Here is a 13840-nt window from a genome sequence, read left to right on the forward strand (position 1 = left end):
CTATATGTATTCTTCATTCCAAGAGTAAGAATATGCACTGTTGGAAAAGATAGGATGTATCATGACTTATCCAATATTTGATCATAAGGGGAAATGGCATATGAAACCAGAACCGGAACAGCGTATCACCCTCCACGGATTCAACAATCTCACGAAATCACTCAGTTTCAATATGTACGATATATGCTATACGAAAACCAAGAAAGAGCGCGAAGCGTACATTGAATATATCAATGAGCAGTATAATGCCGACCGTCTCACCAAAATATTAAAAAACGTGTCCGATATTATCGGGGCCCATGTGCTGAATATCGCTCAACAGGACTATGTCCCGCAGGGGGCCAGTGTAACCGTGCTCGTATCCGAGGGACCTGTCGTTGAGGTTCCAGACGCATCATACGATGAATCGCCCGGACCGCTGCCTGACAATGTCGTTCTCCAGTTGGACAAGAGCCATATTACTGTTCACACCTATCCCGAGTATCATCCAGATGAAGGCATCAGCACCTTCCGTGCCGATATTGATGTGTCTACCTGCGGGGAGATTTCACCGCTCAAGGCGCTGAATTACCTCATCCATTCCTTTGATACAGATATTATAACGATTGACTATCGGACGCGTGGTTTTACCCGGGACATCAGCGGACACAAGCTGTTCATCGATCATGAGATCAGCTCCATCCAGAACTATATTCCGGACGAGGAGCAAGACCTGTATGACATGATTGATGTCAACGTCTATCAGGAGAACATTTTTCACACCAAATGCAAGCTCAAGCAGTTTGACCTTGATAACTATCTGTTCGGCTACACGAAGGATAAGCTGTCTCCGCAAGAGCAGCAGGAAATTACGGAACGCCTGAAGCTCGAAATGGACGAAATCTATTACGGCAAAAATATAGATCGAAGCTAACAAAAGGGTAGAGTGTTCTATTCCATACAGGTAAGGCTGGACTCACATGAGCCCAGCCTCTTTTGTTTTCTTTACGGATTCTTCTGTTGCGTACGCCCAGTTTGGCATACAGTGTTGAATCATAATTTCTCACGGTACCATCCGATAGATACAGCAGGCTCTCTCTTTCATCCGACTTCCGAACTGAACCAACCTATAAGTCGAACCATCAATAATAACGTAACAAGGCTGACGGAAAAATTCCGAATTTTTTTACAAAACCTGTAACGTTTCAACCAGCTTGATCGTTTCTAAAGTAGAAGGCGGCAGAGTTGCAGCTGTCGTATATATCAGGAGACAAGGAGTGATAAGCATGAAAACAAATCATTTCAAAACAGCGGCAGCGGCCCTACTGGCGGGAACAATGATGTTATCTGGGGCAGCATACGCATCTGAAGGAGAACATTCCCCAGCAGGGAACAATCCACAAGCTGCCGCTAAACCGGCCAAATCGAACACAATGACAGACAACACAACGGCGGCGACGCCAACCAAACCGGCTCAAGGTCTCATTCTTACTGATCCTTTTCAAGCAGCGGAACTGTATATCTTCGGCCTGCAGAAACGCAATGCACACATCCAGTACGCAACGTTCTCCAAATCAATGCAAAAAAGGATGAAGCCGAAGTTCCATGAGCTTAACTGGGTTACCGGTGTATCAAGTCCTTGGATTACAAAGTGGACCATGACAAAGCATACGAAAGTAAACACCAGTAGGGAGATTATTGAACTGCGTTTGGATACGGCAACATCCATGGGCCCGGAGGCACCTATTATTTTGAGGATCACGGTTGTTAAGGCTGGCAACTCATGGTTTGTAGACGCTGTTTCAGTGAAAGGAGATTTACCGCACAGCGGACTGCCGGAATCGACCGAGAATAAAGTGACGGCTTTGGGCGTACAGGAAGCAGAACAGCTTGCAGCCAAGGCCGCAGCGCATTATTGGCATATCTCTTCAGGAGGAAATGCAACAAGCGATGGGGAAATCAAAGAGTTTTCCATTAAGGGAAAAGGTGATCATTACCGCTGGATGGGCAAGGATCTCAGTACGAAGGGAAAATGGACCGCTTATCTGCTGGAAGTATTCACTCCGGAGAAGGTTCGGCAGTATTGGGACGCTCAAGTGAAATCGGTAAGTCTTGTTGAAGTGAACGGAAGACTTGCTCAGCCTAATGCGGACGGCGGCAGTCTGACAGACTGGTCTAAAGCGAAGGCGAAATTACTGGAGAACGGAGATACGGTGAAAAAATTCCGTTTTAAAGTTCCTGACGGTGATCATGACAGCCAAACATATGATGTAACCTTCCGCTATTTGGCGGCCAGTGGCTGGAGGATTGATGAAGAGGTTACCAAGATCAAATAATAATATTTAAGAGCGTTTTCCAGACAGTATGTTTATCCTGCGGTGGAAACGCCCTATTTTACTGTATACAGATTCAGTTACTCTCTACTCATTAGAATTGGATGCGCAGTCCTTCATATGTATGTATACCAGTACCATGGCGGACGAGATCTTTTTCCCGTAAATCCTTTACTGCGCGCTGAGCAACTGTGAGCCAATCTGGATCCAGTCCAATACTGTTGTGGCTGCCAAATATTTGTTCCACTCTGGAAATTCTTGATATTTTATCCAGTGAATTCACAAGATCCACAGGGTCCGTTGTCGGATAAAAAGCATATACCGGTGTCTCGTCGTACAGCAAATCTCCTGTAAACAGAAAGCCTCGGCTCGTATCGAACAAGGCGATATGGCCCGGTGAATGACCCGGCGTATGGTAAACCGTTAGGCTCCGTCCCCCAAGCTCAATCACATCCCCGTCACGCAACAATCCTGCTGGTTTGCCTTGATATGGCTTGTAGGACATCGGATTAAACGTTTCCGGAACCGGCCTTGTAATATCCCTGGATATGTCTTTTCGAATCTGATCGATCCCTAGTCCCTTAATCCCGTTTACCAGCCAGTCCTCTTCGGCTTCATGCACGTAAATCTGCTGGAACTGGTCGTGGCTTCCGATATGATCTGCATGCACATGCGTGGTTAGAACGATAATCGGTAAGTCTGTGAGCTGATCGGTCATACGTTTAATCTTGTCTATGCCGAGTCCTGTATCAATAAGTGCCGCTCTTTCCTTTCCGATCAGTAGGAAGGAATGGACCTTCTCCCAATGGCCGAACTCGCTTATCGCAAACGTTCCATCGTCAATTTTGGATACAGTGAACCATGCATCATCAATAATAATCTCATTGTTCATAGGTATTCCCCACCGTTTCATTATTGAATTGTGATGTCTTCGTCATCGTCTTGAAAGCTGATTAAAGACAAATAATAGCTCGTATCCTCTGTGTTCTCACCTGAACCCTCAGGAGCTGACTTCACAAAATGCTTATCAAGCAGAACTTTGAAGTCCTCGATGAAAGCCGTAAAGCTCTCTTCGTTCCCACGTAAGGAATACGTTGACGCGATATTTTTTCTCAACGTCTCGTTACTAGAATTCAGTGCAAAAGATGACGCCGGCGCATTCACAATCTTCGCTCGTGTGACCTCTAATGTTTCCATAAACACTTGCCTGGACGTTTCGATGAGATCCTCACTTGGAAGCAGATGCTCGTCCGGAATAAAGCGGCTTGCTACAGCGCGATAATATTTCTGAACGATTCCGTTCTTCTCTTCTTTCCTGACCACTTGGATCACATTATGCTTCTCCAGCTCTTTCAAGTGAAAATATATATTGTTACGGGTAATGCCCAGCATTTCTGCCAACTGTTGGCCGGTATACTCATTCTTTACAAGATTCATCAATATTTTGGTTCGAAGCGGATCGGCAATGGCTTTCAACTGCTCATGTGTCTTGATTTTATACACACCAGTAATTTTCACTTTATCACCTCACAATTATTTACCGGTAAAATTTATTTTACTGTTAGGCAAAATCTTATCATGATCTTTTAAACAGGTCAATCCATTTTCCTCATTGTTGGCATAGTAAAAATAGCTTATGTTGTTTCCTCTCTATAACGGGTATGGTATATTATCCACATTCATGTATTTACTCATCATTGTCAGAAGGAAGTGTCTGTATGTTCGATCCAACCATATTTGAAAATTTGAAAGTTGCCGTGGAGAATGTGGTCTATGATCTGGATAATCTGGACGAGAGGATTCTAGTCACAGGCCGGACAGACCGGATGGATATGGCCGTCATGTCTCGAGCTTTCAGTCTCAAATTCGAGCTGGTCCCACGAACTGGAGCAGAAGCTGAGATCCGACTTGAAGCTTTTTTAAAAGACCTTGCTGCTGAATTATTGGAAACACCCGGAGAACAACCAGGCTGCGCGCTATCCCTCCGATTCTATACAGAGGTCAGGATTGTACCCGAGCAGTGCCGGCGTATTTCAGAGCTGATGCAGGTCATATGGGAGCCTCAACTCACTCCAGTGCAGACGCTTAGCTGTGTTTACGGCGAAGATCCTATCGTTTATAAAAATACGATTGAACTCAAATTCCCGCACAAAATCAACGAAGACAACATGTCGGATATCCCCAATCTAGTGGAACATATGATCCGGACGCTTGAGGGGTTAGCTCAGCTGTAAACGTAAACAGGCTAAAGCATCGGCTCATCTTCGTTACTGAGCATATAAAGAAATGGCATACAAACAATCAGTAAAACATATAGAATCAATGCATACATCAAAATATAACCGATGCGCATACCCATGGATACCATAGGGACCATCATGCTAGTGGATAGTAATGAAATCAGTCTTATTCGTTGTCTCGATTTCTTTGAGACATATTGAAGTGACTTGCAGGAAGGGCATATTAACTTATTTTTAAATGTGAGTATTTTGAGGAAGGTCTCTTTCCAGTTCCAAGAACAGCCGCATTTCTGACAAATTGGCATAACATCACCCCCTCTAAATGTTAACATATATCCTTCTTTTAATTGGTAAATTAAACAGGTTAAGTTGCGGAAACATAAAGCAGGGTGTCCCAATGGTTATTAGACCAGCGGGGCACCCTTGTTTTGTTCTAATGGTCGCTGCGCGTACGAATCATCCCTCCAATCGCTGTTGTGTCCAGATTTTTTGAATTTTCCTTTAGCGGTAAAAATCCGGACACAAAGGCGACCGCTAAGAAATCATTCAGGAAATTCGGGGGCAAGAGCGATTGTAGGAACGGTTCGTACACGTAGCGTCTCGCAACAGACAAAAGGGATGCCCTTAGGTCAATGGACCTTTTTGAACATCCCCTTCTTGATTTGCAATCTTGCGGTTTTATTTATTGGTTAGCCGACTGCACCACGAACCTAACTTCAATATCGGAAGGATCTTTTACATAAAATGCTCCGTCCCGCTCTTCCAATGTTAATCCTGCCGCATGAATTCTGCCGCTCACCACTTCAAGCTCTTCTTCGTTTGGAAGAACAACCGTAAAATAATTCATACCCGCCGCATGACGAGGGGTATTCGGCACGCCAACGCCAGCCCACACGTTTAACCCAATATGGTGATGATATCCACCCGCAGAGATGAACATTGCAGCACTGCCATAGTGTGCCGTCAGTTCAAATCCGAGAACGTCGCAGTAGAATTGCTTCGCCTCCTGAAGATTGGATACATGGAAATGAACATGACCGATCACGGTTCCTGCCGGAAGCCCGTTCCATTCCAATCCTTCGGATACAGACAGCAAACCATCAACGTCTACCGGATCAGTAGTCATCATGATTTCGCCTTTCTCATCCCGTTTCCATGTGTCACGCGGACGGTCACTGTAAATTTCAATGGCGTTATTGTCCGGATCGCTGAGGTAAAGAGCTTCACTGACGAGGTGATCCCCCTGACCAACCGGGATGTTATGGGAAATCAGATTTCGGATAACAAGCCCAAGGCTTACCCGATCCGGCACGAGAATCGCAAAATGATACAGGCCTGCTGCTGTCCGCTCCGGCTGTTGAATTAATCCCTCCACTTCTTCAAGCACGAGCAATGTATGCTTGCCGTCTGCCGTCAGTTCGGCAACTCTTCCTTGCTGCCGAAGCATTTTCAAACCAATGACTTCTGTATAAAAACGAACGGATCTCGCCAAATTGCGGATACGTAGAGAAACATGTCCAAGCTCTGTGGACGGATGCAGCACTGCTGACATAATAACCACTCCTTGTTTGTTTAATTATTGAATAAATGTATTTTTTCTAAATAATGAACGACGAAATTGAGGTATGACATGTAACGATAACAGTTACAACTTGTATATAAATAATTATAGTCACTTACAAAATGAAAGTCAATTGCAACTTGCATAACAAATCTAAATAAATTGAGCATCCGTACTGGTGTATGGTTTTCACTTCTGAAAATGACGATAGACGCCTTTAACCTTCTAGGTTACAAGCGTCTATATCCTTCCCGGAATCCTTATGTGAGATACTCTGCACAATATCTTGAAGCGTCACTTCCTGAAGCACTCTCTCCATCGCATTTTGTGCAAGTGAGAACACGGGTACGATTGCATCCTGAATATTCTTGCCTACAGGACATTTCACATTCGGATGTTCATGAACCGCAAACAGACTATTCTCTTGCACCACATCAACCGCACGGTATATATCCAGCAGTGATATTTCTCCAGCAGATCCCTTGAGCTTGGCGCCGGCCACTCCTGGGCGTACTTCAACAAGTCCAGCCTTATTGAGCATGCCTATAAGCCTCCGAATTACTACTGGATTCGTGTTGACACTCCCTGCAATGTAATCGGAAGTGCTTAGCCCAGACTTGTTCAGCTCCAGTACAGACAATATATGAATGGCGACGGAAAAACGGGTACTAATATTCAAAATGCTCTCCTCCATCGTTACAACTTTTCCAATCGAAGAATGTAACTATCATAGTTACATCCAGTAAGGAAGTCAATACCGCCGAATGCCTAGATTCACAGCACACCAATCAGAACAGGCAGGAAAATGAATGATGCCAGCGTCGTCCACAAAATGCACATGGACACAAGCCGGGGAGCTGCATCATACTGCTCCGCAAGGATAACCGCATTTACAGCTGCCGGCATTGCAGACAGAACAAGAATAACCGCAAACAAAGTTCCCTCCACCGATAATGCCGTCAGAATACCCCAAGCAACAAGCGGAGCAATAACCATACGCATCGCCATCCCTGACCAAAATCCTCGGCGGGAGACCGTCGATATTTCACTGCCATCACGTACGCCCATCATCTGAGCCCCAAGTATAACAAGAGCCAGTGGAGCGTATGCGGCGGAAAGCATTCCTATCCCTGTCTCCAAGCCATCAGGAAGAGCAGCATCCGTCATCCGGATCAGTACGGCAAGCAACGCTGCATACACGGATGGAAGCGTAAAAACAGATTTAACGGCCTTCACTGCCGAGAAATGGGATCTTGCCGCCAGATACACACCTAGCGTGTTGATTATAATGATCTGCACTATAACGTACACGGACGCTTTATCCAATCCAGCTTGCCCAAAGGCGAGCAGCACCAACGGCAGGCCATAGTTCACACTGTTGGTGAACATCGTCGTTAATCCAAGCCCGGACCGTTCCGGCTGGGACAGTCCCAGCATTTTACTGACACAAGTGCTTAACAGCCATAAAATAATGACATTCATGATGCAAAATGCGACCGTCACCGCCACATCACCCGATGTAACGGTTGCCTTCTCCAGTGTTTCAAATATGAGAGCCGGACTCATTACATAAAGAGATAAAGCCGATAACGTCTTCGTCTCCAGCCCCTTAAAGCGTTTCAATAGTCCACCGGCAATGACAGGAAGGGAGATTGGAAGAAACACACTATACAACGTCATAAAAAAAGAAGATATCATGTGGTAAAATACTCCTTAACGTTCAGACTCGTTGATGCTTTCATCGTAACGTATAACGGTGTATTTCGTCCAAGACCACATAACTATAGACGTTATAGGATGCCATTATTGCTTATGATAAAGCGCCCTATACTCATCTGCCAAAATACTCATCATAATCGAATCGTGATACTGGTGGTTATAATATAACGCGTCCCGCTGTACGCCTTCTCTGCTGAATCCGACTTTTTCGTAAGCCTTGATCGCACGTTCATTATACGCAAACACTTGCAATTCGATCCGATGCAGATTAAGAACCCCGAAACCATATTCTATAAGAAGGCGGATTGACTCTGGTCCATATCCCTTACCCTTATGATTATCCGAATCGATAGCAATTCGAACATTGGCATTCCGGTTAACGTGATCGATATCCTGAAGGGCAATATCCCCAATCACTTCATCAGTATCCGATAAAGCGATTAATAGCAGTACTGTAGAGTCATCAGCCGACTTGCCCTCAATAAAACGACGAACACCTTCCAATGTGAAAGAATGCTGCGTTCCGGTCAATCTCCGAACTTCCGGATTAAACAGCATACGAAAATATCCTTCCGCGTCGTCCTGTCCAATCGGCCTCAAATATACTCGCTCCCCCTCCAAAAAGCGGAGTGGCAGCAGATTCCATAATGTTGTATCCATAATGACCTCCTATTTTCATTCCCAATCAAATCCCATATAATATACCAAATAATTGACCATATCCATATGTACAGATTTCAATAATTTAAAAGGACAGATGAACCATGAAATATGTGAGCATTAACCTGACCGAGATGAACTGGTCTGCTGAGAATTCTTCTTTCCCTCTGTACGTGCAGCTGTACCAATACATGAAAAAAGAAATATCCACCGGGCGCTGGCAGTATCAAGCACGACTTCCCTCGGTACGCAAACTAGCCGATTTCCTCGGCATGAGTACAACTCCGGTGGAGATGGCGTATCAACAGTTGCTAGCTGAGGGTTTCATCCTGAGCCGACCACGCAGCGGTTATTTTGTGCAAAAGCTGACGGATAAACTTATATCCGTACCGGCCGAACCACCTCCCCCTCAAGGGAGGCAGCTGCCGCGGCACCGCTCCTACCGCTACGATTTTCATATGTCCAAAAACGATTATGAACATTTTCCGTTGACCGAATGGAGAAGGACTTACAACCGTGTTCTACAGGAGGAAAAAGTCTCAGACCTGCTCTTCTATGGTGACCCTCAAGGTGAGGAAGGACTTCGTTATGAGATTGCTAAGTATGCACGCACTATGCGGGGTGTATCCTGTTCACCGGAACAGGTCGTGATTGGATCAGACCCATACCCGCTTCTGGAACTATTATGCCGCCTGCTTCGCCCATACGGGAAAAATATCGCCGTTGAGAATCCCGGTTACCCGCAGTACCCCGAACTGTTCCGCCAGAGTGGATATTCCATCCATCCGATTTCTCTGCAAGCGGGTGGGCTGGATCAGCAATCTCTTCGGGCTAGCGGAGCAACACTTGTAACCGTATCCCCATCACATCAATTCCCAACCGGCATAATCATGCCCGTGTCTCAACGGCTTGATCTGCTTCAATGGGCTAAAGAATGCGGCGGTTTTATTATTGAGGACGATTATGACGGAGAATTCCGGTATTACGGCCGGCCCATTCCCTGCCTGCAAGGCCTTGTTCCCAACAGCCGGGTCATTTATCTTGGTGGATTTGCACAAGTCCTGTCACCTTCACTCGGTATACAATACATGATTATTCCATCCATTTTAATGGAGCAATACCATCATATAAAACATCATTTATTTCTCGAATGCACGGCTTCCCGGATTCACCAACGCACACTAGAGCACTTTATGCAGGATGGCTTTCTCGACCGGCATTTACGCAAAATGGTAACCATACTGCGAAAAAAACATGATACTCTCATCTCCTCCATCCGCAAACATTTCAGAGATCGGGCTGTCGTATCGGGAACAGGCGCCGGATTCCATCTGATTCTGTCTTTGCAACACCCCTCCTCTGAAGCGGAACTGCAGGCTGCTGCCGAGAATCAGGGCATCCGTGTTCATTCTGTTGCCTATACGTATGACCAAACACCGGATCATTCCGGAAGTACAGACCATAAACGTGAGTTTATTGTGGGATTTGCCGGAATCAGGGAAGAAGATATCGATGATGGAATCAGGCGGTTGGCGGATTGCTGGCTCTAACTTCAGGCAGGCTCTGATAATTCCTCAGCACAAAAAAGAACGCCCGTAGCATACGGACGTCCTTCTGTTTAACATATGTGACTAAACCTGTACCGCCCGGCCTACAATGGCGAGGTCACGCTTCACCCCATCCAGCTCAGCAACATCAGGAAACAGGCCCCATTGCTGGAATCCGAATTTCTTAAGCAGTCTCAGGCTTGGCTCGTTGTGTCCAAAGACAAACCCAACCAGATTACTGATTTCCAGACGAGGACATTCCTTCAGTGCTTTTTCGATCAGTATGCTTCCAGCACCAGAGCCTCGGTACTTCTCACTCACATAAATGCTGATTTCTGCAGTCCCCTGATAAGCAGGCCGTCCGTAAAAAGATTGAAAACTCATCCAAGCTGCGATTTCATCATTAGCTCGCAAGACCCATAAAGGTCGGTGTTCCGGATTATGGGCTTCGAACCAGGGAATCCGGCTCTCTGGTGTGACGGGTTCCAGGTCTGCGGTGACCATTCTACCAGATATAGTAGAATTATAAATGTCTACAATGGCCGGTAAATCTTCTTTGACGGCATACTCAATCTGATAATGATGCATTGCCATGTCTATTCCTCCGAATGCTGTGGTTATTAGTATATCTATTTTAACGGAGGAAGATAAAAATCGCTTCAACTTTTTTTATTTACATCAACATCGGAAAAAGCTACGCTAAATATGAAGAGCACCTCCCAAGATGCAAGGTCGAAAGGAATGAATAGGATGAATGTCAGAATGGAACAACTAACTAACGCTATGGACAGTCAAGGTTGGGACCTGTTATTAATTACAGATCCCAAACATGTGTATTACTTAACAGGCTTTGCCAGTGATCCGCACGAGCGTTTTCTCGGTCTTTTGCTGATCCGTGGAGAAGAACCCCTGCTGATCGTTCCCGCCCTTGATGGTGACGCAGCAGCAGCGGCTTCATCGGTAAACAACATCGTTACCCATCAAGATACGGACAATCCGTATGAACTGCTCAGCAAACAGATTCAAGGCTCGATCGGTACTATGGCACTTGAGAAGGATCAACTCACCGTATCCCGTTACGAGCAGCTGCAGCATTTTTTACCGGCTCGTGCCTTTCAAGACGCAGGTCCGGTATTGCGTGAGATGCGTGTGCGGAAGTCCAAGGATGAAATCACGAAGATGAAACGGGCCGCTGTTCTCGTTGAAGAGGTGCTGACTCAAGGTCTGAAGCAGGTCAAGATCGGAATGCGTGAAATTGAGCTTGTTGCCGAGCTGGAATATTTGATGAAAAGGCTGGGCGCAGACGGCCCTTCCTTTGATACGATGGTTCTGACGGGTACCAACACAGCCCTGCCTCACGGCGTACCGGGACTGCGGCAGATTGAACAGGGTGACCTGCTCATGTTTGACCTCGGTGTGTATGCGGGCGGATATGCTTCAGACATTACCCGAACCTTTGCAGTCGGGCATATCGGTACCGAGCAAGAAACTATCTACAACACCGTTCTGGCCGCTAACGAAGCAGCTATACGTGCTGTAAAGCCTGGCGTTACATACGGTTCAATCGATCTAGCTGCAAGGGAAGTAATTGAGGAAGCCGGCTATGGACCTGCGTTTTTGCATCGTTTAGGTCATGGTCTGGGTATGGATGTGCATGAGTACCCATCGGTTCACGGTCTAAATGAAGATATGCTGCAACCAGGAGCTGTATTTACAATCGAACCCGGCATCTACGTGCCGGGTGTAGGCGGTGTCCGGATCGAGGACGACGTTCACGTTACAGATAGCGGTGTCGAAGTACTGACCTCTTTCCCTAAACAACTTACAGTCATCGGTTGACTGTTCTGATTCACAAAAAACGGCCGCTTTCCCGAACCATATCGGTGAAACGGCCGCGCTTGTCATTTCCCCCTATGTACGTTCATTAATTCTCCGATTTATGAACGGGTGCCCCAGGTCCAACGGTATACATATGGGGTTGTGGCGACTAACTCTTTCGCCACGTAAAATGTATGAAGTCGTCAAGAACAAGACGCTAAAACATTTGAGCAAACAACCTGTCTCATCTGGTAACAGGATGAGAGCCTAAGATGCTATATGCACTGTCTTAGGAGGGGCGATGACACGCCCTAAACTTGAGAGTTGCCCAAAACAGAAATGGATTGAGGGCGTTAACTACTCAAGAATCCTATCTGCGCCAGCTGACTTGCCCCTTTAGGGGTGGGAGTGTCAAGTCTGCATCACATCAATATCTTGATTACGGTCCTTATACACGTCGGTATTAACTTCCTTCATCACTTTACCCGTAACCAGACCTGCAGTTATGGATCCGTTGACATTAAGCGCCGTCCGGCCCATATCAATCAGCGGTTCAACCGAGATCAGAAGTCCTGCCAAAGCTACAGGCAGATTCATCGTGGACAGCACAATCAAGGAGGCAAACGTCGCTCCGCCGCCTACTCCGGCAACACCGAAGGAGCTGATCATTACGACAACAATAAGTGTGAGTATAAATGTCCAGTCCAACGGATTGATACCTGCGGTTGGTGCAATCATAACCGCCAGCATGGCGGGATAGATACCTGCACAACCATTCTGTCCCATGGTGGCTCCCAAGGAAGCGGACAGATTCGCAATGCCTTCCTGAACACCCAGTTTTTTGTTCTGGGTTTGCACAATCAGTGGAATAGATGCGGCGCTGGAGCGTGATGTAAACGCAAAAGTCAGGACTGGCAGCGCTTTTCTGACATAAATCATCGGATTAAATCCGAACAGGGACAGCAGAATCAGATGGATAATAAACATGACGATTAGCGCCACATAAGACGCCAGAACAAAATCGACAAGGTCTAGGATGACCTGAAGATCCGTTCCTGCTATCGTCTTGGCCATAAGTGCCAATATCCCGTACGGTGTCAGTCTCAGAATCAAGGTTACAATTCGCATCACAACGGCATAAAGGGCGCGGACCATACCGCGAAACGTTTCTGCTTGCTCCGGATACTTTCGGTCAATCCCTAGTACAGCAATGCCGATAAAAGCAGAGAATATCACAACTGCAATCGTGGACGATCTTCTGGCACCGGTCATATCTGCGAACGGATTTGACGGAATAAACTCCAGTATTTGCTGTGGCAAAGTCTGCTCTTTCACATCTCCCAGTTTTTCTTCCAGCAGCGCCCCCTGTTCGTGCTCAGCAGCACCGGCCTGAATATTCTCAGCAGACAGGTCAAACGTAAGCGTTGTTGCAATACCTACCGATGCGGCTACGCCCGTCGTTAATATCAGAACAGCGATGATAAGTCCGCTCATTTTGCCGAGATTGCGTCCGCCCTTCAAATTCATAATGGCAGAGATGATCGATACCATAATTAGCGGTATAACCATCATTTGCAGCAGACGAACATATCCGTACCCCACCAGGTTAAACCATTGCGACGATTTCGCTATGATATCCGAGTCAGCCGAATAAATGAACTGCAATATTGCACCGAACAGCACACCGAGACCGAGCCCGGCAAACACCCGCTTGGTAAACGAGTAGTGCTTTTTTTGCATCCAGTACAATATTCCGATAAGCAGAAGCAGCACAAGGACATTGATAACGATCCAGAGTGTTTCCATCGCCTGATGCCTCCCTTTTGTTTGATAAGTGCTACTACGTATTCATTTCCAAATACGGATACACTTTAAACATTACCCGTGAAATCCGATCCGACATCTATTTTTTCTTTTTAAAAATATGCTCCATACATGCAAAAAAGACGGCTTTCAGCCGTCTTAAAATTTTGCTTACATATA

General features: G+C 46.2%; 14 protein-coding genes and 1 pseudogene. 5 read left to right on the plus strand and 10 right to left on the minus strand.

Annotated elements, in window-relative coordinates; all coding sequences use genetic code 11:
- Positions 1-100: 100 nt before the first annotated feature.
- Entirely contained in the window at positions 101-913 is an 813-nt protein-coding gene (speD, locus tag MNQ98_RS23905) for an adenosylmethionine decarboxylase (RefSeq protein ID WP_241930478.1), read from the plus strand.
- 42 nt (positions 914-955) lie between these two features.
- On the opposite strand, the pseudogene MNQ98_RS29945 reads toward speD, so the two are convergent.
- Positions 956-1073 (minus strand): annotated as a pseudogene (locus MNQ98_RS29945) (response regulator transcription factor); the annotation flags it as partial.
- 192 nt (positions 1074-1265) lie between these two features.
- On the opposite strand from MNQ98_RS29945, the gene MNQ98_RS23910 reads away from it, so the two are divergent.
- Complete coding sequence (locus tag MNQ98_RS23910) at positions 1266-2315, plus strand: IseA DL-endopeptidase inhibitor family protein (protein WP_241930479.1); 1050 nt, start codon at positions 1266-1268, stop codon at positions 2313-2315.
- Positions 2316-2406: 91 nt separating this feature from the next.
- Here MNQ98_RS23910 and MNQ98_RS23915 read toward each other — a convergent pair whose 3' ends face one another.
- Together MNQ98_RS23915 and MNQ98_RS23920 are read right to left on the minus strand one after the other, a co-directional pair.
- Positions 2407-3204, minus strand: coding sequence for an MBL fold metallo-hydrolase (locus MNQ98_RS23915; protein WP_241930480.1), 798 nt, complete (start codon positions 3202-3204; stop codon positions 2407-2409).
- A 20-nt stretch (positions 3205-3224) separates the two neighbouring features.
- Positions 3225-3830 (minus strand): ArsR/SmtB family transcription factor, encoded by a 606-nt coding sequence (locus MNQ98_RS23920; protein WP_241930481.1) that lies wholly within the window; start codon positions 3828-3830, stop codon positions 3225-3227.
- Positions 3831-4030: 200 nt separating this feature from the next.
- Between MNQ98_RS23920 and MNQ98_RS23925 the strand changes: the two genes are divergently transcribed.
- Positions 4031-4546 carry a hypothetical protein gene (locus MNQ98_RS23925; RefSeq protein WP_241930482.1) on the plus strand — a complete coding sequence of 172 codons (516 nt, stop codon included), beginning with the start codon at positions 4031-4033 and terminating at the stop codon, positions 4544-4546.
- Positions 4547-4557: 11 nt separating this feature from the next.
- Here the strand turns inward: MNQ98_RS23925 and MNQ98_RS29950 are convergent, their stop codons facing one another.
- The 5 genes from MNQ98_RS29950 to MNQ98_RS23945 all read right to left on the minus strand — a co-directional run bounded on the left by MNQ98_RS29950 (position 4558) and on the right by MNQ98_RS23945 (position 8492).
- Positions 4558-4884, minus strand: a complete 327-nt coding sequence (locus tag MNQ98_RS29950) for a TIGR04104 family putative zinc finger protein (protein ID WP_481856668.1) — start codon at positions 4882-4884, stop codon at positions 4558-4560.
- Positions 4885-5234: 350 nt separating this feature from the next.
- On the minus strand, positions 5235-6104 hold the full coding sequence (locus MNQ98_RS23930) for a VOC family protein (RefSeq protein ID WP_241930483.1): 870 nt from the start codon (positions 6102-6104) through the stop codon (positions 5235-5237).
- Between the two features lie 226 nt (positions 6105-6330).
- Positions 6331-6792: an Rrf2 family transcriptional regulator gene (locus MNQ98_RS23935; protein ID WP_241930484.1), complete on the minus strand. Its 462-nt coding sequence runs from the start codon at positions 6790-6792 to the stop codon at positions 6331-6333.
- 95 nt (positions 6793-6887) lie between these two features.
- The gene (locus MNQ98_RS23940; RefSeq protein ID WP_241930485.1) at positions 6888-7811 is read right to left on the minus strand and encodes an AEC family transporter; all 924 of its coding nucleotides are present in this window, start codon (positions 7809-7811) and stop codon (positions 6888-6890) included.
- Between the two features lie 105 nt (positions 7812-7916).
- Entirely contained in the window at positions 7917-8492 is a 576-nt protein-coding gene (locus tag MNQ98_RS23945; RefSeq protein ID WP_241930486.1) for a GNAT family N-acetyltransferase, read from the minus strand.
- 104 nt (positions 8493-8596) lie between these two features.
- Between MNQ98_RS23945 and pdxR the strand changes: the two genes are divergently transcribed.
- Positions 8597-10042, plus strand: a complete 1446-nt coding sequence (gene pdxR / locus MNQ98_RS23950; RefSeq protein ID WP_241930487.1) for a MocR-like pyridoxine biosynthesis transcription factor PdxR — start codon at positions 8597-8599, stop codon at positions 10040-10042.
- Between the two features lie 81 nt (positions 10043-10123).
- On the opposite strand, the gene MNQ98_RS23955 is transcribed toward pdxR, so the two are convergent.
- Positions 10124-10633 (minus strand): N-acetyltransferase family protein, encoded by a 510-nt coding sequence (locus MNQ98_RS23955; RefSeq protein ID WP_481856669.1) that lies wholly within the window; start codon positions 10631-10633, stop codon positions 10124-10126.
- A 156-nt stretch (positions 10634-10789) separates the two neighbouring features.
- Between MNQ98_RS23955 and MNQ98_RS23960 the strand changes: the two genes are divergently transcribed.
- Entirely contained in the window at positions 10790-11878 is a 1089-nt protein-coding gene (locus MNQ98_RS23960; protein WP_241930488.1) for a M24 family metallopeptidase, read from the plus strand.
- A gap of 390 nt (positions 11879-12268) precedes the next feature.
- Here MNQ98_RS23960 and MNQ98_RS23965 read toward each other — a convergent pair whose 3' ends face one another.
- Positions 12269-13663 (minus strand): L-cystine transporter, encoded by a 1395-nt coding sequence (locus tag MNQ98_RS23965; RefSeq protein WP_241930489.1) that lies wholly within the window; start codon positions 13661-13663, stop codon positions 12269-12271.
- Between the last annotated feature and the right edge of the window lie 177 nt (positions 13664-13840).

This window comes from Paenibacillus sp. N3/727 (genome assembly GCF_022637315.1).
In the GTDB taxonomy this organism is placed as follows: Bacteria; Bacillota; Bacilli; order Paenibacillales; family Paenibacillaceae; genus Paenibacillus_AQ; species Paenibacillus_AQ uliginis.